The organism is Nocardia sp. NPDC049220, from assembly GCF_040647855.1.
Lineage (GTDB): Bacteria > Actinomycetota > Actinomycetes > Mycobacteriales > Mycobacteriaceae > Nocardia.
This window is the reverse complement of the sequence record NZ_JBEZDA010000001.1, coordinates 1,230,607-1,253,296: the sequence shown is the minus strand read 5'-3', so window position 1 is coordinate 1,253,296 and position 22,690 is coordinate 1,230,607. Positions and strand designations below refer to the sequence as shown.

The window sequence follows — 22,690 nt, the reverse complement described above, 5'->3', positions numbered from 1 at the left end:
TCAGGCGTCGAAGTCGAACCGGGCCAACAGCGCCTTGCGCTGCCGATCGCCCAGTCCGCGCAGCCGCCGGGTGGGGGCGATCTCCAGCTCGCTCATGATTTCTGCTGCCTTGACCTTGCCCACCTTCGGCAAGGCCTCCAGCAGTGCCGACACCTTCATCTTGCCGAGAATCTCGTCGGATTCGGCGTCGGTGAGGACCTGCTTCAGGTTGGTGCCGCCACGCTTCAAGCGCTCCTTGAGCTCCGCCCGAGCGCGGCGAGCGGCAGCCGCCTTCTCCAAAGCAGCGGCGCGCTGCTCGTCAGTCAGCTGGGGAAGGGCCACGGTTCCTCCGTCTCATCGTTCATTGCATCAACTCCTGCCGGTAACCCGGCAGTCTCAGCGACCGTACCCACGACGTCCGCCGATTGCGAACCCACCCCCCAGGTCAGCGCATGATTCCGGATGCCGTAGACGCGCGTACGGCGCGGAGCGCACCCTCCCTCCGCGACCGCGCCTACCGGGCCTACGAACCCGCGAAATACGTCGCCAGCTGCACGTTTTCGGCGAAACGGATGGTTTGCGAGCAGGTTGCGGAGCCGCCCAGCACCGCTCCAGCAACCGGCTACCGCCCCTACCAGGAACTTTCTCGAAAATTTCTGCGTGTCGCGAGTTGGGGGCGCGTGTCGGGTGTCGCAGATCGTCGATGCACCCGAAATTGCGCTATCCGACGTAGTACAAATTGCCCCGCACGCCGGTCCCGAGGCGATTCGCCCATCCCGGACCACCCCGAGGCCCTGAAATCGGCGCAGAATGGCGCACAGACCCCGATACGGACCCCACGGAAGCGAGTCGACTGTCCGCACACACGGGTCCCTCCGATCAACGACCGAGGGCCGGCGCCTCGGCGCCCGCCCTCTCGATCATTTCTCCAGGAAACCGAACCCGTCCTGGAGTGCCGCCACGCGGGCACGCAGCGCGGGAACACTCGGCCCTGCACGCAGCACCTCGCGCGAGACATTCGGGACCACAGCCCGCAGCATCGACTCGGGGACCAGCGCACGGATCGTTTCGGGCCCCCCGCCCTGTGCGCCGACACCGGGCATGAGGATCGGGCCGTTGAGCCCGGACAACTCCGGCGCCGCAGTCAATGTGGCGCCCACCACCACGCCGACCGAACCGAACTCGGCGTCCGCGTTGCGGGCGGCGGCCTCGTCGACCATGGTCTGTGCGACGGTTCGCCCGTTCGCCGTGGTTGCGCGCTGCACCTGAGCCCCTTCGGGATTCGAGGTGGCCGCCAACACGAACACGCCCCGCCGATTGACCTCCGCGAGCGCCAAAGCCGGTGCCAGCGCGCCGAATCCGAGGTACGGCGAGACCGTGACGGCATCCGAGCCGAGCGGGCCGTCGGCCAGCCAAGTGCGGGCGTAGGCATCCATGGTGGAGCCGATGTCGCCGCGCTTGGCGTCGGCCAGCACCAGGGTCCCCGAGGCGCGCAGCACCTCGATCGTCCGCTCCAGCACGGCCAACCCGCCGGAACCGTAGGCCTCGAAGAACGCGACCTGCGGTTTGATCAGCGCGACCCGGCCGTCGAAGGCCTCCACGCAGATCTCGGCGAACTGCTCGAGCCCCGCCGCGTCCTCGGTCAGCGCCCAGGCCCGCAGCAGCTCCGGGTGCGGATCGATACCGACACACACCGGGCCGAACTGGCGCATCGCACGGCGCAACCGCTCGCCGAAGGGCTGCACCTCGCTCGCCTCCTCCCGCGACTCACGCACGCAGCACCGCGTGCAGCTCCTGCAGCGAACGCACCCCGATACCACCGTTGATGGTCGCCTCGATGCCCTGCACGGCGGCTGCCGCGCCCTGCACGGTGGTGATGCACGGAATGTCCACCCCGACGGCGGCGCTGCGGATCTCGTAACCGTCCACGCGGGGGCCGGAGTTGCCGTAGGGGGTGTTGAACACCATATCTATCTCACCGTCGCGGATCTGCTCCACGATGGTCGGCTCGTCGGCAGGCCCTTCCTCCGAGTGCTTGCGCACCTGCTCGCATGGAATTCCGTTGCGACGCAACATCTCCGCCGTTCCTTCGGTAGCGAGAATACGGAAGCCGAGGTCGTGCAGCCGCTTCACCGGGAAGACCATCGCGCGCTTGTCCCGGTTGGCGATGGAGACGAACACGGTGCCCTCGGTGGGCAACGAGCCATAGGCCGCCGCCTGACTCTTGGCAAAGGCGGTGCCGAAATCGGCGTCGATGCCCATCACCTCGCCGGTGGACTTCATCTCCGGAGACAGCAGCGAATCCACGCCGGAACCGTCGGCGCGACGGAACCGGTGGAAGGGCAGCACCGCCTCCTTGACCGCCACCGGGGCGTCCAGCGGGACGTGCCCGCCGTCACCCTCACTCGGCAGCATGCCTTCTTTACGCAGCTCGGCAATGGTCGCGCCGAGCATGATCCGGGCGGCGGCCTTGGCGAGCGGCACCGCCGTGGCCTTGGACACGAACGGAACGGTCCGACTGGCCCGCGGATTGGCCTCCAGCACGTAGAGGACGTCATCCTTGAGCGCGTACTGCACATTGAGCAGACCCTTGACACCGATGCCCTTGGCCAGCGCGACCGTGGAACGGCGCACCGCCTCGATATCGCTGCGGCCCAGGGTGATGGGCGGCAGCGCACAGGCGGAGTCGCCCGAGTGGATGCCGGCCTCTTCGATGTGCTCCATCACACCGCCGAGATAGACCTCGTCACCGTCGCACAGCGCGTCGACGTCGATCTCGATCGCGTCTTCCAGGAACCGGTCGACCAGCACCGGGTGCTCCGGGCTCAACTCGGTCGCACGAGAGATGTAGCCCTCCAGGGAGTCCTCGTCGTACACGATCTCCATGCCGCGGCCGCCGAGCACGTACGACGGGCGCACCAACACCGGGTAGCCGATCTGCGCGGCGATCTTCTTGGCCTGGGCGAAGGTGGTCGCCGTGCCGTACTTCGGCGCGGGGAGCCCGGCCGCGACCAGCACATCGCCGAACTCGCCGCGGTCCTCGGCCAGGTCGATGGCGGCGGCGCTGGTGCCGACGACCGGGACGCCTGCCTCGGTCAACCGGTGCGCAAGCCCCAGCGGGGTCTGGCCGCCCAACTGCACGATGACGCCTGCGACCCGGCCGGATTCGCTCTCGGCGTGATAGATCTCGAGCACGTCCTCGAAGGTCAGCGGCTCGAAGTAGAGGCGGTCGGCGGTGTCGTAGTCGGTGGAGACGGTCTCCGGGTTGCAGTTGACCATCACCGTCTCGTACCCCGCCCGCGACAGCGTTTGCGCCGCGTGCACACACGAGTAATCGAACTCGATGCCCTGGCCGATCCGATTCGGACCAGAGCCGAGGATGATCACCTTCTCGCGTTCGCGCTGCGGCGCGACCTCGGACTCGGCCGCGGGGTCGAGTTCGTAGGCCGAATAGTGATACGGAGTTTTGGCCTCGAACTCGGCGGCGCAGGTGTCGACGGTTTTGAAGACCGGGCGAACACCGAGCCGGTGCCGCAGGGCGCGCACACCGGACTCCCCTGCCAGTTCCGGACGCAACGCGGCCAGCTGACGGTCGGACAGGCCGTAGTGCTTGGCACGACGCAGCAGCGGCTCGTCCAGCACTGGCGCGTCGATGACCTCGTCGCGCAGATCGACCAGACCAGCCACCTCCGCGACGAACCACGGGTCGATACCCGAAGCCGCGGCGACGTCCTCGATGCTCGCGCCCAGGCGCAACGCCCGCTCGACCTGATAGATCCGGCCCTCGGTGGGGGTACGCAGGTCCGCGAGGATGGCCTCCGCGTCGGTCCAGGCACCGTCGTCCTGGGTCCAGAAACCGGCGGCCTTGGTCTCCAAGGAGCGCAGCACCTTGCCGAGCGCCTCCGCGAAGTTGCGTCCCAACGACATCGCCTCACCGACCGACTTCATGGTCGTGGTCAGCGTGGGGTCCGCGCCGGGGAACTTCTCGAACGCGAACCGCGGCGCCTTGACCACCACATAGTCCAGCGTCGGCTCGAAGCAGGCCGGGGTTTCCTTGGTGATGTCGTTGACGATCTCGTCCAGCGTGTAGCCGATGGCCAGCTTGGCCGCGATCTTGGCGATCGGAAAGCCGGTCGCCTTGGATGCCAACGCGGAGGACCGCGAGACGCGCGGGTTCATCTCGATGACGATCAGCCGGCCGTCTTCTGGGTTCACCGCGAACTGGATGTTGCAACCGCCGGTGTCGACACCCACCTCACGCAGGATCGCGATGCCGAGATCGCGCAGCTTCTGATACTCGCGGTCGGTGAGCGTCATGGCCGGGGCGACGGTGACCGAGTCACCGGTGTGCACGCCCATCGGATCCACGTTCTCGATCGAGCAGACCACCACGACATTGTCGCGGCCATCGCGCATCAGCTCGAGCTCGTACTCCTTCCAGCCGAGGATCGACTCCTCGATGAGGACGTTCGCCGTCGGTGAGGCGGCGAGACCACCACCCGCTATGCGGTTGAGGTCCTCGTCGTTGTAGGCCATGCCCGAACCCAGTCCACCCATGGTGAACGACGGCCGCACCACCACGGGGAAGCCGAGGTCGGCGACCGTCTCGCGGACCTCGTCCATGGTGAAGCAGACGCGCGACCGAGCGCTCTCGCCACCCACCTTGGCGACGATGTCTTTGAACTTCTGCCGGTCCTCACCACGCTGGATGGCCTCGAAGTCGGCGCCGATCAGTTCGACACCGAACTTCGCGAGCACCCCACGCTCGTGCAGCGCGACCGCGGTGTTCAGCGCGGTCTGCCCGCCGAGGGTGGCGAGAATGGCGTCGGGCCGCTCCTTCTCGATCACCTTCTCGACGAACTCGGGCGTGATCGGTTCGACGTAGGTCGCGTCGGCGAACTCCGGGTCGGTCATGATGGTCGCCGGGTTGGAATTCACCAGCGACACCCGCAGACCTTCGGCCCGCAGTACCCGGCACGCCTGCGTACCGGAATAGTCGAATTCGCACGCCTGGCCGATCACGATCGGGCCAGAGCCGATCACCAGGATGTGCTCGAGATCCTCGCGGCGAGGCATCAGGCTCCTTCCATGAGACCGGCGAAACGGTCGAACAGATATGCGGCGTCGTGGGGGCCGGCGGCGGCCTCCGGGTGGTACTGCACCGAGAAGGCGCGGCCGTCGACCAGCCGGATGCCCTCCACCGTGCCGTCGTTGGCGCAGACGTGGCTCACCTCGGCCGTACCGAACGGAGTATCGAATCGCTCACCCTGTTCGCCCTCCAGGGCGAACCCGTGATTCTGCGCGGTGATCGAGACCCGGCCGGTCTCGTGCTCGACGACCGGGATGTTGATGCCGCGGTGGCCGAACTTCATCTTGTAGGTGTTGCGGCCGAGTGCACGGCCGAGGATCTGGTTGCCGAAGCAGATACCGAAAAGCGGGAGTCCCTGCTCCAGCAGGCCGCGGGTCAGCGCGACCGCGCCGTCGGCGGTGGCCGGGTCGCCGGGGCCGTTGGAGAGGAAGACGCCGTCGGGATTCAGTTCTAGGATCTGATCCAGCGGCGTATTCGACGACACCACGTGCACCCGCATGCCGCGCTGCGCGAACATGCGCGGCGTGTTGGTCTTGATTCCCAGGTCGACCGCGACGACGGTGCACCGGTGCTCGCCGTCCGGCTCGATCGTGTAGAGCGTGTCGGTGCTCACCTCGCCAGCCAGATCGGCGCCGAGCATCGAGGCCTGGCCGTTGACTCTGGCCACCAGCTCGTCGAGTTCGGCGAGGGCGGTACCGGAGAAGATGCCTGCCTTCATCGAGCCGCGAGTGCGCAGGTGGCGTACCAGGGCGCGGGTGTCGATACCCGCGATACCGACGACCTGCTGGCGCTCGAGTTCCTCGGGCAGGGTCGTGGTGGCACGCCAGTTGGACGCGCGCCGGGCTGGATCACGCACCGCGTACCCGGCGACCCAGATCTTCGAAGACTCGTCGTCCTCGTCGTTCCAACCGGTGTTGCCGATCTGAGGTGCCGCGGCCACCACGATCTGGCGGTGGTAGGACGGGTCGGTGAGGGTCTCCTGGTACCCGGTCATCGCGGTACAGAACACCGCCTCGCCGAGCGTCTGGCCGACCGCGCCGTAGGCCTGGCCGCGGAATACCCGGCCATCCTCCAGCACGAGCGCTGCTTCACCTGTCATCCCTCATCATCTCCCGTTATCGTCCTGGTCTGATCCGCCGTCGGATAGTGCGTCCATGCCGGGTAGACCGACTTGTCGTCGCCTCGGAAACCGGTATCGATGTCGGTTCCGGTGGGCAACTTCCAGCGAATGACCAGCACACCGTCTTCCGTCATCACCTTGCCCGCGTGTCCGCGCTCGGTACGCACCGCAGCGATGGATTCCTGCGGAATCCACAGCGGCGTCGCGCCGTGGCGTTCGAGCAGAATTCCTCGTTCGAATCGCGTGAGCTCCGCTGTAGCCCGAAAACCCAGATCACCCACCGTGATCCGGTCCTGCCAGCTGGGCGCGATGGTGCTGCCGAGATAGAGACCGGTCGTCGGCTCCAGCACCTGCGCACCGAGCTCGGCGGGCGCAGCGGGCAGTTCACCGATCCGCGCCGCCTGACGCGCCGCGCGGTTCTGCCATCCCCGATACATCAGCCAGAGGCATCCGACGAACAGCGCCAGCAAGCCGATTACCCACAGTGTTCTTTCCACTCACGAACCTCCTGTGCTCGATCCGCGACGCTCTCGATGCCCTGCGGTGTTCCGCGGGACACCCGCACCCGACGGGATTCGGTGTGCGCCGCCGGCCCGATCGCTCATCCACGCTGCCGCACGATTACGCCTACGCACGTTTACGCCTCCGCACGATTCCCCACCGCCTTGCCCGCACGGGCGGTCACCCGGCCGCGCAGCAGCGTCGCGGTCACCCGGGCCGGAAAGATCATCTCTTCGAAGGGCGTGTTGTTCGAGATGCTGGCGAGTTCGGCCCCACGCACCGTCCAGGTGGCGGCCGGATCGACGAGCGTGAGATTGGCCGGTTCGCCGACCTCGAGCGGCCTGCCGTGCTCGTCGAGGCCGACGATCTCGGCGGGGCGTTCGCTCATCACGCGCGCGACGCCGCGCCAGTCCAGCAGTCCGGGTTCGACCATGGTCCGCACGATGATCGACAGTGCGGTCTCCAGCCCGAGCATGCCGGGGCGGGCCGCAGCGAACTCGCAGCACTTGTCCTGCTCGGCATGCGGAGCGTGATCGGTGGCGACGCAATCGATGATCCCGTCGGCCAGGGCCTGCCGCAACGCGGCGGCGTCGGATGCCTCGCGCAGCGGCGGATTGACTTTGTTGACCGCGTCGTAGGTCTCCAGCCGGGAGTCGTCCAGCAGCAGGTGGTGCGGGGTGACCTCGGCGGTGATCGAGATGCCCTGAGACTTGGCCCATTTCACCAGCTCCACGGTGCCGGCGGTGGAAGCGTGGCAGATGTGCACCCGCGCGCCCGCGTCCCGGGCCAGCAGCGCGTCCCGGGCCACGATCGACTCCTCGGCCGCGCGCGGCCAACCCGCCAAGCCGAGCCGGGCGGCGGTGGGGCCCTCATGCGCGACGGCGCCCTCGGTCAGCCTCGGCTCCTCCGCATGCTGGGCGATCAGCACGCCGAGCGAGTTCGCGTATTCCAGAGCCCGCCGCATCATCAGCGGGTCATCGACGCAATGGCCGTCGTCGGAGAACATGCGCACCGCGCCGACACCCGCGGCCATCGTGCCCATTTCGGCGAGTTGCCCGCCCGCCAGCCCGACGGTGACCGCCCCGACCGGATACACGTCGACCAGGCCGACTTCCTGCCCGCGCCGCCACACGTGGTCGGTGACCACGACCGAGTCGGCGACCGGATTGGTGTTGGCCATCGCGAATACCGCCGTGTACCCGCCGAGCGCGGCGGCGGCGGAACCCGACTCGATGGTCTCGGTGTCCTCGCGGCCCGGCTCGCGCAGGTGGGTGTGCAGGTCGACGAAGCCGGGCAGCAGAATCTGTCCCGGTGCATCGATGACCTCGGCATCCGCGACGCCCAGATCGGTGCCAATCCGGCGGATCTCACCGTCGGCGACCAGCACATCGACCGGCTCGCCCTGGCCGTAGAGCAGTACGCCCTTGATCAGCACCGTGGTGTTCACACTCATACAAGGGCCTCCTGTGTCCCGACGAGCAGACGGAACAGGACGGCCATCCGCATGTGCACACCATTGGTCACCTGTTGCAGTACAGCGGCTTTCGCGGAGTCGGCGACCGAGGATGCGATCTCCATGCCGCGCAGCATCGGGCCGGGGTGCAGCACGACGGCGTGCTCGTCCAGCAGGGCCAGCCTGCGCTCGGACAATCCATAGTTGATCGAGTATTCGCGGGCCGACGGGAAGAACCCGCCGTTCATCCGCTCCGCTTGCACCCGCAGCATCAGCACCGCGTCGGCGCCGATCAACTCGGCGTCCAGGCTGTGCGAGACACGGGCGGGCCAGGCCTCGACCCCGACCGGCAGCAGCGTGCGCGGCGCGACCAGAGCCACCTCGGCACCGAGCGTGGCCAGCAGGAAGACGTTCGACCGGGCGACCCGACTGTGCAGGATGTCACCGACGATGACGACCCGCTTGCCTTCGATTTCACCCAACCGCTGCCGGAGGGTGAGCGCGTCCAGCAGGGCCTGGGTCGGATGTTCGTGAGTCCCGTCGCCCGCGTTGACAACCGCCGGGCCGCAGGCCCGTCCCGCCGAGACCGCCCACTCGTCCATCCAGCGCGCGATCTGGTGTACGGCGCCGGAGGCCGGGTGCCGCACGATCAGCGCATCGGCACCCGCGGCGTGCAGGGTCAGCGCGGTGTCGCGCAGGGATTCGCCCTTGGAGACCGAGGAACTGCTAGCGCTGACGTTGATCACATCCGCGCTCATCCATTTGCCCGCGACCTCGAAGGAAACTCGGGTGCGGGTGGAGTTCTCGTAGAAGACCGTCATCACGGTGCGCCCGCGCAGCGTGGGCAACTTGTGCACCTCGCGCCCGAGCAGTGCCTGCTCGAACCGCTCGGCCTCATCGAGTAGTTCGGTCGCGGCAGCGCGATCCAGGCCGGCGACAGTCAGCAGATGCCTCACGCCCGTACCTCCGTGGCCACCTGAACCACCGCGCGCGGCGAGACCGTGCGGAAGTGGCACATCACGCCTCCTCGTGGTGCAAGTAGACGCCGTCGCGACCGTCGTGCTCGGTGAGCAGCACCGAGACGTCCTCGGACCGGCTCGTCGGCACGTTCTTGCCGACGTAGTCGGCGCGGATCGGCAGTTCGCGATGACCGCGGTCGATCAGAACCGCGAGCTGCACGGCGCGCGGACGGCCGAGATCACGCAGACCGTCGAGCGCCGAGCGGACGGTGCGGCCGGAGAACAGGACATCGTCGACCAGGACGACGAGCGCGTCCTCGACACCGCCCTCGGGGACCGAGGTGCGTTCCAGTGGACGATGTGGGCGGCTACGCAGATCGTCGCGGTAGAGGGTGATGTCGAGTGAGCCGAGGGCCGGGCGCACACCCGAGAACTCCTCGATCTTGTCGGTGAGCCGCGCGGCCAGGGTGGTGCCCCGGGTGGGAATGCCGATCAGCACTACCCGAGGAGCGTCCGGCTCACCCGCGTCGAGCGCGGTCTTCTCGATGATCTGGTGCGCGATGCGCGCGATGGTCCGGCCGACATCCGACGGCGACAACAGTTCCCGTCCCGCCGCTACCCACTCCGGGGTGTGTCGCTGCGATATCTCGGCAGCGCCGGACTTGGCGGCCCGCTGTTCGGGCACAACCATGCCGACCTCCTTCCCCGCCTCACCGGACGGTCCGTTAAAGGATGTCTTACAGGCAGCAGCGTAACAGCGCCCTTTCCCGCACGTTACCCAGGCATATCACGCTGTGAGCAGGACCACGACCGCGGTAGGAAGCGCACCACGCTCGCCGTTCACGCATCGCGACGACCGGGATGCTCACCCGAAGGCCGCGCACGATGCCAGCCGGAGTCGACTAGCACATACGTTCGATCGACGGTACGCTCGGCGACATGTCGATACCGCTGCAGGGATCGCTGTTCGACGGATTCGGAGACACCGAACTCGGGTCGCTGCGCCAGATCCGCCGCACCGGGCTAGACCACGGCGCATGGGTGGACGTGCTGCCAGGATGGCTCGCCGGCGCGGACGCGCTGTTCGATCGGCTGGTCGACACCGTGCCGTGGCGAGCCGAGCGCAGGCCGATGTACGACCGGGTGGTCGACGTACCCCGGCTCGTGAAGTTCTACGAGGAGCACGAACCACTGCCCGATCCGGCGCTGGCCGACGCGCGCGTGGCATTGAGCGTCCACTACCACCGCGAGCTCGGGGAACCGTTCCGATCGGCTGGGCTGTGCTACTACCGGAACGAGCGCGACAGCGTCGCGTGGCACGGCGACACCGTCGGCCGGGGCGCGACCGGCGACACGATGGTCGCCATCGTGTCGATCGGAGCGCCGAGGGCGTTGATGCTGCGTCCCCGCGGTGGCGGGGTGAGCCGCAGATTCTTTGTGGGACATGGCGACCTGCTGGTCATGGGCGGTTCATGCCAGCGGACGTGGGAGCACGCCGTACCGAAGACGCGCAGAACCGCCGGCCCGCGAATCAGCATCCAGTTCCGCCCGCGTGGCGTGCGGTAGTTCGTCCCGAACCAGACGTCGCATGCCACCCGACGCGGCTAGATTGGCAGCATGAGCAATCCAGGGGCGGGAGTCCTGGCCGTGATGCCGCTGCACACGATCAGCGAGGTCTATGGCGAGTCGGGGCTGCGTGACCGACTGTTGCTGGAGATCGATGGGTTGCCCGATAAGGCGCGGCTCACCGCCGCGCTCGAGGTGGCAGCCGATCTGCACCGCGAAGACCGCTACGGACGCGAACCGTATCTCAATCATCTCCTCCGCGTGGCGATTCGGATCATCAGCCACTACGAAATCCGAGACCCCGACGTGGTCGCCGCCGGACTACTGCACGATTCGGTCGAGGACCATGCGACCGAGCTGGCCGCGGGCCGACACGGCCCTGCCGTCCCCGCCGCATTGCGAGCGCTCACCGAACGATTCGGCGCGCGAGTCTCCGGTCTTGTCGCCGCGGTGACCAACCCTGAACCCGATCCGTCGATCGACCGACAGGTCCAGTACCGCGAACATGTCGCCGCGAACCTGGACCATGACCCGTGGGCGCGGATCATCAAACTCTCCGACTTCACCGACAACGGTGTCGGCATTCTGTATGCGACCGGTCCGACCATGCACAAACTCGCGGCCAAGTATCGCCCGCTCACCGAGGTGTACCGGGAGTTGGTCACCCGGCCCGACACGCCGTTGGTCGACCATGTCAAACAGCACATTCTCGAACAGCTCGGGCGTGCGGACGAACGTTTCGACGCCATCCTGGCGCGGGAGTGATCACCAGGTCGACACGGAGCCGAGTCGCCGCGGCGGGCACCGCGGTTCTGACCCGCACGGCCGAGGGCGGATTCGACGTACTGGTCGAGGCGGTACTGCCGTTGAACCAGCCGAGCGGGGCGCACCGACTGTTGGAGAATCGAGTAACGCCCGGCACGATCGTGCTGCGGCCGAAGCCCAGTCGACGATAGCCCCACCATCGGACGGGAAAGGCGGCGTCTCGGCCTGCTGCGACGGTCCGGGTCGCCGGAGTCGTAGGGTGGGTGTAATGCGGACATCGCTGCAATCCCATGTCAGCGCGGCCAACGCACTCACAGCGCGATGGTGTGCGCAGGTGCGCACGGATGACTTCGTCGTCTCCGGCGCCGGGGTATACCCGTTGCTGGCGTTGCTCGCATCGGCGGCGGCGGGCCCGGCACGAGACGAGTTGGCGGCGGCGATCGGAGTGCCCATCCAGACCGGTCAGGACGCGGCGCTACGGTTGCTGCGAGACCTCGAACGCGCCGAGGCGGTCTCTGCGGCGCTCGGCATCTGGGTGCGGCGCGACCTTCCATTACACGAGGCGTGGTCGGAGCGTTTGCCCGCCGGCACTATCGCACGGTTGGCCGGGCAGAACGTGCTCGACGCCTGGGCAGCTCGGCATACCGACGGACTCATCGAGCGATTCCCGCTCGTGGCGGATCCCGACGCGTTACTGGTCCTCGCCACCGCCCTGGTCGCGAAGACCCGGTGGCGCGTCCCCTTCGAGGTCGGGACGCTGATGCCGAAAAATGGTCCGTGGCAGGGACATCGCGGCCCCGGGTTGGCGCGGACGAGCAACGATCCGACGAACGTCGCGATTCTGGACGCGCCGCAGCCCGTCACGCGCGTCGTCGTCGAAGGGGCCACCGATCTGGACGTGCACCTGCTGATCGGCGCGGGCACGCCCGGCACCGTACTCGAAACGGGCCTGGCGGCCTTGGCCGATGCGGTGCCGATCCGCACCGATCTACCGGTCGGCACCGAAGCACTCGGACTGACAGTTCGTACCGAGTCGGTGATGTCGAATTCCGACCAGCTACGAATCCAGGTGCCGCCTTTCGAGATTCGATCCACGCATGATCTGCTGGCCGGAGCCGGATTGTTCGGGCTGGCCGCCGCGAGCGACTGCACCCATGGTCATTTTCCGGCCATCTCCCCCCTGCCGCTGTGCGTCGGCCAAGGAGCTCAAGAGGTCCTCGCCCGGTTCACCCACGAGGGCTTCGAGGCCGCCGCGATGACCGCGTTCACCTTGCGGGCAGCCAGCGCCCCACTGCGGCGGCATCGCGCGACCGTAGCGTCCGCGATATTCGACCGGCCGTTCGGTTTTCTCGCGGTGCACCGACCCACCGGCATGGCGGTTGTCACGGGATGGGTTGCCACACCGCCCGATTGAGCATTCCGGACCGCTGACGCGAGATAGTCACACGCGGTCCGAAGAAACCGACATGGCCGACCCGCGAGGCGAGCGGACAGGTCAGGGACGTCGGGCGAAATCCGGCGCATGCTCCGGTAGCGCGCCGCGAGCGACGAGAAACGCTGGCACATCGCGCAAGACGGGGATCCGACGCAAGACGCGGACCGCCAGGGGTGCCCGCGGGGCGGTCGCGATGTCGATTCGTCCCTCGAGCGCCGGGGCGATCGCCACGGCGTGCAGGAAGCGCTGCATGCCCTGCGTCACCACGGTGGGAAAGGTCCTGCGCCGCTGCACCTTCGCCAGATCCCCGGTGCCGACCGCGCCGGACAGTAGCGGCGCGGCCAAAACTCGGGCCGCCGCCACGGCGTCCTGCACCGCCAGGTTGATGCCGACGCCACCGACCGGAGACATGGCGTGGGCCGCGTCGCCGAGGCAGAGCAGGCCATTGGTGTACCACTTGGTCAGGCGGTCGAGCTTCACCTCCAGCAGCTTCACCTCGTCCCAGCTGGTCAACGCGTCGACGCGGTCCCCGAGCCAGGGCGCGGCATTGATCATGACACGCATGATGTCCTGAACCGGTCCGCTCCGTGCGGCCTTGTCGGCGCCCTTGGCGATCAACGTCGCGCACTGCCAGTAGTCGCCGCGGTCGAGTAGGACGGCCGCACGATGGGCGGTGACGAGCGGCAGCGCACCCGCCGGGTCGATGTCGGTACGTGGCAGACGGAACCACCACACGTCCATCGGTGTGAGCCACTTCCGGGTCGGCAGTCCCGCCGCCGATCGCAGCACCGAACCGCGTCCGTCGCAGGCCACCGTGAGCTCGGCCTCGATCGTGCCGGTGGCGCCGTCGGCGGTCCGGTAGCCGACTCCGCCCACCTTTCCGTCGACCCAGATCAGGTCGGTGGCCTCGGTGGACATCCGCAGCCGGAAGGACGGCTCCGATTCCGCGGCGCGCGCGAGCAGATCCAAGAGATCCCACTGCGGCACCATGGCGATGTATTTGTGCTTGCCCGGCAGGTTTCGCAGGCTGACCAGCGTCTGCACCCCTGCCGCGGTCGGCAGCTGCACCTGATCCAGTTTGCGCGCAGGCAGCTGCGCGAACTCGGCTCCGAGACCGAGTTCGTCGAGGAGGTCGAGGGTGGTGGGATGCACGGTGTCACCGCGAAAGTCGCGCAAGAAGTCTTTGTGTTTCTCCAGCACGGTGACATCGACGCCAGCGCGGGCCAGTAGTAGTCCGAGAATCATGCCGGCAGGACCGCCACCGACCACAAGGCATGTCGTGCGTTCCATCGACTGTCTCTCCCTCGGTCGCCGCATCGCCGCAAGGTGTCGCCTGTTTGCGCGAATACTAGTGCGGGGCGCGCCGCGCCGGACCTGGATCGAGAACCACGGTCCGGACCCGCGGAATACTCAGTCGTTTTCCCGGTGCAGGAGGAAGAAGTACGGCTGGGTGATCCCGCGCATATCCATCACCCCGAGCAGGGTGCGCTCGTCCGCACGACGGAAATGGTCGATGATCGGCAGGTGGTCGTACACCATCGCGGTACTGGTGACGCCGCGGTATTCGACGTGACGCAGTCGCGCTGCGGGGCGGTGAGTGCGCAGCGCAGGGCGGACGTAGGCCAGCAACCTGCGCGCGACGCGCACACCGGACAGCGGCACCCGCCCGGCCAGGGTGAGCGGAACACGACGCGGATCGACCGCGAACACGGTGCCGCCCGCGGTGAACAGCAGCGGATGCACGCTGTCGGGCCCGTCGAACTGTTTGCCGTACCACCCCGATGCCATGAGAACTCCGTCGAACGGGTGTCCGGTGCGCAGTTCGTCACCACGCCACCGCCCCGTCGTGATCTCGTCGATCCGTACCGCGGGCAGGCGATCGAACAGCGTCCACGCCTCCTCCGCGGTGCGGACATCCATCGGTGTCTGCTCGTTCGCGGCCATGACTCCCACCTCCTCCCGATAGCAACGTTGCGATAGTAATCCTATCTGTCTCTCAGAATGGCAGTCCATGCGGCGCCGGTGGCCCAAGTCCATCGGACCGCGGAACGCCAGCGACCGGACACACGCTTGCAATCGGGTCGAACGGCCTAACGCCCCTCTCCAACAGTCAAGGGGTCGGATGGAATTGCTGCCAGAATGGCAAGCGTGCTCGAACCCGTCGAATCCCTGGAACGGAAACCGCCCTCGCCTGCCACCAGGCCAGCGGCGGGCTCGCGGCGACGACTCAGTGCGCTCGACTGGGTCCGGCTCGCGTTGTTGCTGGCCGGACTGCTGTGCGTGCTCACCGGCTTGCTGCCACGCGCGGAAGCCGCCGCGAACATGCGCCGCATCGGTCCGCTGCTGCTATTCCTCGGCAGTGTGATCGTGCTGGCGGAGCTCACCAGGCAGGCCAAGGTGTTCGACGTCATCGCCCATCGTCTGGCGATCCTCGGCCGCGGTCACTACCCGGCGCTGTTCTTCTTGTGCGTGGTGTTCGCCTCGGCCACCACGATCCTGCTGAACCTCGACACCACTGCCGTGCTGATCACGCCCGTCATGCTCGCGCTCGCTGCGCCTGCCCGGATTCCACCCCTGCCGCTGGCCATGACCACGCTGTGGTTGGCGAACACCGCGAGCCTGCTGCTGCCCGTCTCCAACCTCACCAATCTGCTCGCCGCCGACCGGGTGGCACTGACCGCGACCGGGTTCGCCGCGAGAATGTGGGCGCCACAGCTGGTTTCGCTCGCGGCCACCATGGTGTGCCTGTGGGTCTGGTATTGGCGGCGCGGGCGACGCGCGACAGACCGCTATGTGCCACCCGAGCCGATCCACCCGGAGAACTTCCGCGAACGCGCGCTGATGTTCACCACCGCCGGGGCTTGTCTGCTGTTCATCCTCGCGATCCCGATCGTCGGCGACCGAATCGGGATCGCGGCCACGCTCGCCGCAGTTATCGCGGTGGTGGCATTCGCCGTCTTCGATCGTGGCGCGCTCCGGCTGTCACTCATCCCGTGGCAGCTGCTCGTTTTCGTGGTCGGGCTGTTCCTGGTGGTGCCCACGCTGAGCCGGTTCGGGCTCGCCGATCTGATGCACGCCCTGATCGGCACCGACACCGGCGCCGCAGGGGCATACCGAGCGGCGGCGGCAGGCGCCACCCTCGCCAATGTCGCCAATAACTTGCCCGCCTATACCGCGGGGGAAGCGGTCGTCCCAGCGGCGAACCAGAACCAGCTTCTCGCCCTGCTGATCGGCACGAATATCGGCCCGATCGTCACGCCGTGGGCGTCGCTGGCCACCCTGCTGTGCTTGGAGTTCTGCCGGACTCACCACGTGCATGTTCCCCGGTCGCGGTTCCTCCTCACCGGCCTCGTCCTCGCCGCCGTCGCCACCACCGGCGCGGTCGCGACGCTGCTGGTCACGGGATAGCCGGACCAGCGCCGAGACCGACAAACGATCATTTCGGCGTGGTGATTTCCCACTCGTGGATGGTGAGTTCCGAGGAGCCGGTCGTGTACACCGGATCGGTCGACACGATAGCCCTTGCGGCGTCCAGGTTTTCGGCGTAGATAACGTAGGCGCCGCCGGTGCCGTCGGTGAAACGGCCGGTCTCCCGCAGCTGCCCTCGCTCCCGCAGCAACCGCAGAAACTGCCGGTGCGGCTCGATCACGGCGGCGTCGAAGTGCGGCGTGCGCATCACCAGAACGAGGTATGTGCTCACGTTTCCGGCTCGTCGCGCGGGGCGCGGGTCGCCGCCGCCGCCGCGCGCACCTGCGGCGCCACCTGGACAACCTGGCCGAGCACGCCGTTGACGAACGACGGAGAGTCGTCGGTGGACAGCTCCTTGGCCAGCTCCACCGCCTCGTCTACGGCGACGATCGGAGGGACGTCCCCCGCGTGGAACAACTCCCACACCGCGATCCGCAGAATAGCGCGATCAACGGCCGGAAGCCGCGACAACGTCCAGTCCTGCAAATAGGACTCGATGGTGTTGTCCACTCGGTCCAAGTTGTCGGCCACACCGGTGACCAGAGTGCGGGTGTAAGCGTGCACCGGCGCGACCGCCTGGTCGTGCGAGGCCAACTCCGCCCGCTCGTCGAGCAGGTCGGCAGCGTCGATATCCCTCGCCTCGGCCTCGAACAACAGATCGACCGCCCGGCGGCGGGCCTTGTGCCGCGCGCCTAGCTTCTTGAACGTGGACTTCTTGTCCTGTTCTGCCACTGTCACAGATCCCGTCGCCGTACCCGGCGATCAGGCGTTGACCCGGCCGAGGTAACTACCGTCGCGCGAATCGATCCGCAGCTTGTCGCCGGTATTGATGAACAGTGGAACCTGGACCTCGGCACCGGTCTCCAGGGTGGCCGGCTTGGTGCCGCCGGTGGAGCGGTCGCCCTGCAAGCCGATGTCGGTGTGCTGCACCACGAGCTCGATCGACACCGGAAGCTCGACGTACAGCGGCGCGCCCTCGTGTGTGGCGACCTGTACGGTCATGTTCTCCAGCAGGAAGCGGGCACCATCGCCAATCGTCTCCTCGGAGATGGCGATCTGGTCGAAGGTCTGGCCGTCCATGAAGACGTAGTCCGAACCGTCGTGGTAGAGGTAGGTCATGTCGCGGCGGTCGACAGTGGCGGTCTCCACCTTCACACCGGCGTTGAAGGTCTTGTCGACCACCTTGCCGGACACGACGTTCTTCAACTTGGTCCGCACGAATGCGGGGCCTTTACCCGGCTTGACATGCTGGAACTCGACGATCTGCTGGAGCTGACCGTCGATCTTCAGCACAAGCCCGTTCTTGAAGTCGCTGGTGTCCGCCACTGTCCTCGGATCTCCTCGTTCTACCGCTCGGTCTCGGGCAGACCGGCGTCACTCGACGACGGTCAGGTCTTTGCTGGTGTGGGTGAGCAGCTCCGGGCCCCCTTCACGCACCACGAGCGTGTCCTCGATCCGGACCCCGCCGCGGCCGGGAAAGTACACACCTGGTTCGACGGTCACCGCCACGCCAGACAGAAGTGTACCGGTTCCCGTTTTGGCGATTCCCGGCGCTTCGTGGACCTGTAGTCCGACGCCGTGCCCGAGGCTGTGCACGAACAGCTTGCCGTGCCCGGCTGCTTCGATCACCGACCGCGACGCCGCGTCGACATCGGCGACCTTCACCCCGGGTCGTAGCGCCTCGCGGCCGGCCCGCTGTGACTCCTCGACCAGCGCATACACCTCCCGCTGCCACTCGGTCGGGGTACCGAGCACAAAGGTACGGGTCATGTCGGAGTGGTAACCGCCGACCACCGCGCCGAAGTCCAACTTGACGAAATCGCCCGCGGCGAGCACGGCCTCAGTAGGGCGATGATGCGGGACAGCCGAATTCGCGCCGGTCGCCACAATCGTTGTGAACGACATCCCTTCGGCACCGTTCTCGAATACGGCCCAATCCAGGTCCCTGGCCACCTGCCGTTCGGTGCGCCCTGGACGCAGCGCACCGCGTTCGAGCAGCGCGGCGAGACCCGCGTCGGCCGCCGCGCAGGCTGCCCGCAACTGCTCGACCTCGTGGGCGTCTTTCACCATCCGGAGTTGCTCGACCAGTCCCGGCGTGGCGACGAACTCCAGGCCGGTGCGCTGCTCGACGAAGCCGCGGTGCTGGTCGACCGTGACGACCTGACTCTCGAAACCGACCCGGCCGAGTTGCCACTCCCCCGCCAGTTCCACGATCCGGCGTGCGGTGGCCCGCGCGATCTCGGCGCGCAGGTCCGGAACCTGCTCGGCGACCTGGGTGCGATACCGCCCGTCAGTGCCGATCACGGTGCGGTCCTCGGCGGTGCGTGTTTCCCAGGAATGCACGAGTAGCGCCGCGTTGGAGCCAGTGAACCCGGTCAGGTACCTGATGTTCACCAGATCGGTGACCAGCAGACCATCCACTCCGTTTTCCACCAGCAAGCTCCGCAGCGCGCCACGTCGCGCCGCATAGTCGGGCGCGTGGCTTACGTGATCAGCACACATACCTCAAAGCTACCGCCGACACACCACGGGTCGACGAGCAACACCTGTCGGCGCTCCGGATCCACCCGCAGCCCACCGGTCGGACTGCGGCGCACCGGACGGGATACGTTGGCGCCTGGCAGTTTCCATGCGCGGGAGGTGTACCGCTGATCAATCGCTGTTCACATCCGGACCGGTTGTGCACATTTCGGCGGCACGCGGATATCCGGCATCGAATTCGGCCAGGGTGGGAGGCATGCCCCCGCTCGCGTTCGCCGCACTCACCGCTTGGTGTACAGCGCTGACCATGCATGACGTTCGAGAGCGCAGACTACCGAACACTCTGACCGGTCCCGGTGCGCTGGCGATCCTCGGATATGCCCTGATTACAAGGCAATTCACCGTCGCGGCACTCGGCGGGGCACTACTTTCGGCGGTGTATCTGCTGATGCACCTGACCGCTCCGACGGCGCTCGGCGCCGGCGATGTGAAGCTCTCGGCAGGGCTCGGAGCCGCCGCCGCGCTCGGCGGCGCCCAGGCGTGGGTTTGGGCAGCGCTCGGCGCACCAGCGCTCACGGCAGGCGTCGCGGTGGTCGCGCTGGTCGCGCGGCGTGTGGTAACCCCAACCAGCGCCCACCGCTCGCGCGAACGGATCATCGTGCCACACGGGCCTGCGATGTGCCTGGCTACGCTGCTGGCGCTCCTATCGTCGTCCATACCCGGGGCGGGCTGAACGCGACGGACGCAACCGCACGAAGTCGACGTTCGACGCACCCGAGCACACGCTGCCACACCCGTGCCGCAGGCGATGGTTGCCCGAGGCAAGATCCCATTGTTCGATACCGAGATCGACTATCCGGCCGATTCGGCGCTCGGTTGCTCGACGGCCTGCAGCCAGCGGTCGATGCAGTCCAGGAGTTCGTCGGCATCGACGGGTTTGGTGATGTAGTCGGTGGCGCCAGATGCCAAACTCTTCTCCCGATCGCCTGCCATGGCCTTGGCGGTGACCATGATGATCGGGAGCCTGTCGAAGCGCGGCATCTTCCGTATCGCCACGGTGGTGGCGTAACCATCCATCTCCGGCATCATCGCGTCCATCAGGATCACGTCGATATCCGGATGGGCCCGCAACATCTCGATGCCCTTGCGGCCATTGGGCGCGTGATCGACGGACATCCCGTTCAGTTCGAGCAGTCCTACCAGCGCCAACACATTGCGGGCGTCATCATCGACGATGAGGACCTTGCGCCCCGTCAGCCTCAGTTGCCCCCTCCGGTGAGCTGGCGCTTCGAGCTTCATACGGTGCGGATGAGTCAGCACCCGAATGAACCGTTCGCGTAACTCATCCTGCGAAGCCAGCAGGTCGACCCGATGTTTTCGGGCAACTGTCTCGATCGGCCGATCCTGGTCAGGTCCCAACTCACGGACCGGATACGCGAGTAGCGCGGTGCTGCGTGCCTGGGTGCCCTCGCACAGCTCGCGTAGCAACTCCGGTGCTGCCGCACCCAGCAGGCTCGCGTCCAGCAAGACGCCCTGGTACGGACAGGAAAACAACATCGTCAGCGCTTTCTCGACAGTACCGACAGAATCGATACGGACCGGTCCCGCGGTGTCCGCCAGTGCCGGAATGATCTCGCGAACGAGCTTCGTCAACGCTTTATCGTCCTGGTCCTCTATGACGAGCACCGAACACTCCATGGGCGTCAATCGCGTCGCGTCGACGGTGACCTCCGATTGCGTCGTCACCGGCAGGTACAGCGTGAACGTGCTGCCGACACCGAACTGGCTTTCGGCTCGAATCTCACCACCCAGCAAATTCGCCACCTGTCTGCTGATCGACAGGCCGAGGCCGGTGCCGCCATACCGCCTACTGGTGGTGCCGCCGGCTTGTTGAAAGGCGGAGAAAATGGTCTCCAGGTTCTGCTCGGCGATACCGATCCCGGTGTCGCTGACGGAGAACGCAATGTGGTTGTCCAGCCGCCGCACCCGAAGCCGGATCATGCCCTTCTCGGTGAACTTGACCGCATTGGACAGCAAATTGCGCAGTACCTGGCGCAGCCGCTGCTCGTCGGTGTCGAGATGGGCGGGAACGGCCGGCTCGACATCGATGTCGAACTCGAGGCCTTTTTGGCTGGTGAGTGGCTGAAAAGTAGTCTGCACGTACTCCAGCAATTGCCGCAGCGGAACGGGCTCCTTCTGCATTTCCATCTTCCCCGCCTCGACCTTGGACAGATCGAGAATGTCGTCGATCAACTGCTGAAGGTCTCGACCGGCGGACTGGATCACGTTGGCGAACTCGACCTGCTTCGGGGTCAGATTCCGGGTAGAGTTCTGCGTCAGAATGCCCGCCAGAATCAGCAGGCTGGTCAACGGTGTGCGCAGCTCGTGCGACATGTTCGCGAGAAATTCCGACTTGTACTTCGACGCCAGCGCGAGTTGTTGCGCTCGTTCCTCGATTTCGCGCCGGGCCTGTTCGATTTCGAAGTTCTTTATTTCGATATCACGGTTCTGTCGGACGAGCAATTCTGCTTTTTCTTCGAGTGCCGCGTTGGAGTGCTGCAGCTCTCCCGCGAGTCGCTGCGATTCTTCGAGCAGGGAGTCGGTGCGGGCACTGGCCATTATCGTGTTGACATTCACGCCGATGCTTTCCATCAGCTGTTCGAGAAAATCTTGCTGTACGACCGTGAACCGGCTGAAAGAGGCCAGCTCGATGACGCCGAGCACCTGGTCCTCGAACACGATCGGCAACACAATCAGGTTGACCGGCCGTGCACCGCCGAGACCGGAGCAGATCTCGATATAGTCCGGCGGCGTCCGGTCGACCACGATCGCCGTTTTCGAGAGCGCCACCTGTCCGACCAGCGACTGTCCGAGCTCGAATACGGTGCCGTCTTCGTTGCGCCCGTACCCCGCGATCAGCCGCAGCTGGGCAGGCTTCTGCTCCGACTCCATGAAGAAGAACGCGCCGTATTGCGCGCCGACAAGCGGAGTGAGCTGGTTCATGATCAACTGGGCGACCGCGCTGAGATCGCGGTGCCCCTGTAAACGTCCGGAAATCCGCGCCAGGTTGGTATTGAGCCACGCCTGCTGTTCGTTGGTGCGAGTCGTTTCACGGAGGGACTGCACCATCGAGTTGATGTTGTTCTTGAGTTCGGCGACCTCGCCCTTCGCCTCGACCGCGATCGAGCGGGTCAGGTCTCCGGTCGCCACCGCGCTGGTGACCTCGGCGATGGCACGCACCTGACGGGTCAGGTTGCCCGCCAGCTCGTTGACGTTCTCGGTCAAACGCTTCCAGGTGCCGGACACCCCCTCCACCTCGGCCTGTCCGCCGAGCCGGCCGTCCTTACCCACCTCACGCGCCACCCTGGTCACCTCGGCCGCGAACGACGACAAGGTGTCGACCATCGTATTGATGGTCGTCTTGAGTTCCAGGATCTCGCCACGCGCGTCGACGTCGATCTTCTGCGACAGATCGCCGCGCGCGACCGCCGTGGTGACCTGGGCGATCGAACGCACCTGACTGGTCAGGTTGCCCGCCATCGAGTTCACATTGTCGGTGAGACTCTTCCAGGTACCCGCGACATTGGGCACGCGCGCTTGCCCGCCGAGGATGCCTTCGGTGCCGACCTCACGACCGACCCGGGTGACCTCGTCTGCGAAGGAAGACAGCGTGTCGACCATCGTATTGATGGTCTGCGCCAGCACCGCCACCTCGCCCTTGGCCTCGACGGTGACTTGCTGCGACAGATCGCCGCGGGCCACCGCCGTGGCGACCTGGGCGATCGAACGCACCTGGTCGGTCAGATTGTCCGCCATGACATTGACCGACTCGGTCAAGCCCTTCCAAGTACCGGACACACCCTTCACATCGGCC

Annotated in this window: 21 protein-coding genes; 6 read left to right on the top strand and 15 right to left on the bottom strand. The window is 66.8% G+C overall.

All coding sequences use genetic code 11. The features are described from left to right. From mihF to pyrR, 8 genes are all read right to left on the bottom strand, one after another. On the bottom strand, positions 1-321 hold the full coding sequence (gene mihF / locus AB0C34_RS05550) for an integration host factor, actinobacterial type (RefSeq protein WP_014986450.1): 321 nt from the start codon (positions 319-321) through the stop codon (positions 1-3). Positions 322-899: 578 nt separating this feature from the next. After that, complete coding sequence (pyrF, locus tag AB0C34_RS05545) at positions 900-1,724, bottom strand: orotidine-5'-phosphate decarboxylase (protein WP_357068521.1); 825 nt, start codon at positions 1,722-1,724, stop codon at positions 900-902. A gap of 22 nt (positions 1,725-1,746) precedes the next feature. After that, on the bottom strand, positions 1,747-5,055 hold the full coding sequence (carB, locus tag AB0C34_RS05540; RefSeq protein ID WP_357067707.1) for a carbamoyl-phosphate synthase large subunit: 3,309 nt from the start codon (positions 5,053-5,055) through the stop codon (positions 1,747-1,749). Beyond that, complete coding sequence (gene carA / locus AB0C34_RS05535; RefSeq protein ID WP_357067706.1) at positions 5,055-6,167, bottom strand: glutamine-hydrolyzing carbamoyl-phosphate synthase small subunit; 1,113 nt, start codon at positions 6,165-6,167, stop codon at positions 5,055-5,057. The genes carB and carA overlap by 1 nt, the downstream gene beginning before the upstream one ends. Further along, positions 6,164-6,685 (bottom strand): transporter, encoded by a 522-nt coding sequence (locus tag AB0C34_RS05530; RefSeq protein ID WP_357067704.1) that lies wholly within the window; start codon positions 6,683-6,685, stop codon positions 6,164-6,166. The genes carA and AB0C34_RS05530 overlap by 4 nt, the downstream gene beginning before the upstream one ends. 140 nt (positions 6,686-6,825) lie before the next feature. Then, on the bottom strand, positions 6,826-8,142 hold the full coding sequence (locus AB0C34_RS05525; protein WP_357067702.1) for a dihydroorotase: 1,317 nt from the start codon (positions 8,140-8,142) through the stop codon (positions 6,826-6,828). Next, positions 8,139-9,098 carry an aspartate carbamoyltransferase catalytic subunit gene (locus AB0C34_RS05520; RefSeq protein WP_357067700.1) on the bottom strand — a complete coding sequence of 320 codons (960 nt, stop codon included), beginning with the start codon at positions 9,096-9,098 and terminating at the stop codon, positions 8,139-8,141. Before AB0C34_RS05520 ends, AB0C34_RS05525 begins: the two co-directional genes overlap by 4 nt. 61 nt (positions 9,099-9,159) lie before the next feature. After that, entirely contained in the window at positions 9,160-9,792 is a 633-nt protein-coding gene (gene pyrR, locus AB0C34_RS05515; RefSeq protein WP_357067698.1) for a bifunctional pyr operon transcriptional regulator/uracil phosphoribosyltransferase PyrR, read from the bottom strand. Between the two features lie 248 nt (positions 9,793-10,040). On the opposite strand from pyrR, the gene AB0C34_RS05510 reads away from it, so the two are divergent. The 4 genes from AB0C34_RS05510 (at position 10,041) to AB0C34_RS05495 (ending at position 12,846) form a co-directional block, all read left to right on the top strand. Next, positions 10,041-10,667, top strand: coding sequence for an alpha-ketoglutarate-dependent dioxygenase AlkB (locus tag AB0C34_RS05510; RefSeq protein ID WP_357067696.1), 627 nt, complete (start codon positions 10,041-10,043; stop codon positions 10,665-10,667). Positions 10,668-10,718: 51 nt separating this feature from the next. Next, positions 10,719-11,432: an HD domain-containing protein gene (locus tag AB0C34_RS05505; RefSeq protein ID WP_357067694.1), complete on the top strand. Its 714-nt coding sequence runs from the start codon at positions 10,719-10,721 to the stop codon at positions 11,430-11,432. Next, positions 11,429-11,623 carry a hypothetical protein gene (locus AB0C34_RS05500; protein WP_357067692.1) on the top strand — a complete coding sequence of 65 codons (195 nt, stop codon included), beginning with the start codon at positions 11,429-11,431 and terminating at the stop codon, positions 11,621-11,623. Before AB0C34_RS05505 ends, AB0C34_RS05500 begins: the two co-directional genes overlap by 4 nt. 77 nt (positions 11,624-11,700) lie before the next feature. Next, entirely contained in the window at positions 11,701-12,846 is a 1,146-nt protein-coding gene (locus tag AB0C34_RS05495) for a serpin family protein (protein WP_357067690.1), read from the top strand. A gap of 81 nt (positions 12,847-12,927) precedes the next feature. Here AB0C34_RS05495 and AB0C34_RS05490 read toward each other — a convergent pair whose 3' ends face one another. Together AB0C34_RS05490 and AB0C34_RS05485 are read right to left on the bottom strand one after the other, a co-directional pair. Further along, complete coding sequence (locus tag AB0C34_RS05490) at positions 12,928-14,157, bottom strand: FAD-dependent oxidoreductase (protein ID WP_357067688.1); 1,230 nt, start codon at positions 14,155-14,157, stop codon at positions 12,928-12,930. 120 nt (positions 14,158-14,277) lie between these two features. After that, positions 14,278-14,811, bottom strand: coding sequence for a DUF4334 domain-containing protein (locus tag AB0C34_RS05485; protein ID WP_357067686.1), 534 nt, complete (start codon positions 14,809-14,811; stop codon positions 14,278-14,280). 195 nt (positions 14,812-15,006) lie between these two features. Between AB0C34_RS05485 and AB0C34_RS05480 the strand changes: the two genes are divergently transcribed. Further along, the gene (locus AB0C34_RS05480) at positions 15,007-16,275 is read left to right on the top strand and encodes an SLC13 family permease (RefSeq protein ID WP_357067684.1); all 1,269 of its coding nucleotides are present in this window, start codon (positions 15,007-15,009) and stop codon (positions 16,273-16,275) included. 28 nt (positions 16,276-16,303) lie between these two features. Here AB0C34_RS05480 and AB0C34_RS05475 read toward each other — a convergent pair whose 3' ends face one another. From AB0C34_RS05475 to AB0C34_RS05460, 4 genes are read right to left on the bottom strand one after another with little or no spacing between them, the layout of a single operon-like run. Beyond that, positions 16,304-16,567 carry a YciI family protein gene (locus AB0C34_RS05475; protein ID WP_357067682.1) on the bottom strand — a complete coding sequence of 88 codons (264 nt, stop codon included), beginning with the start codon at positions 16,565-16,567 and terminating at the stop codon, positions 16,304-16,306. Further along, on the bottom strand, positions 16,564-17,067 hold the full coding sequence (gene nusB / locus AB0C34_RS05470; protein ID WP_357067680.1) for a transcription antitermination factor NusB: 504 nt from the start codon (positions 17,065-17,067) through the stop codon (positions 16,564-16,566). Before nusB ends, AB0C34_RS05475 begins: the two co-directional genes overlap by 4 nt. A 30-nt stretch (positions 17,068-17,097) precedes the next feature. Beyond that, positions 17,098-17,661, bottom strand: coding sequence for an elongation factor P (gene efp / locus AB0C34_RS05465; RefSeq protein ID WP_357067678.1), 564 nt, complete (start codon positions 17,659-17,661; stop codon positions 17,098-17,100). A 48-nt stretch (positions 17,662-17,709) separates the two neighbouring features. After that, the gene (locus AB0C34_RS05460) at positions 17,710-18,837 is read right to left on the bottom strand and encodes a Xaa-Pro peptidase family protein (RefSeq protein ID WP_357067676.1); all 1,128 of its coding nucleotides are present in this window, start codon (positions 18,835-18,837) and stop codon (positions 17,710-17,712) included. A 235-nt stretch (positions 18,838-19,072) separates the two neighbouring features. On the opposite strand from AB0C34_RS05460, the gene AB0C34_RS05455 reads away from it, so the two are divergent. Next, entirely contained in the window at positions 19,073-19,549 is a 477-nt protein-coding gene (locus tag AB0C34_RS05455; RefSeq protein ID WP_357067674.1) for an A24 family peptidase, read from the top strand. A gap of 119 nt (positions 19,550-19,668) precedes the next feature. Here the strand turns inward: AB0C34_RS05455 and AB0C34_RS05450 are convergent. Then, on the bottom strand, positions 19,669-22,690 hold a 3,022-nt coding region (locus tag AB0C34_RS05450; RefSeq protein ID WP_357067672.1), incomplete at its 5' end, for a HAMP domain-containing protein.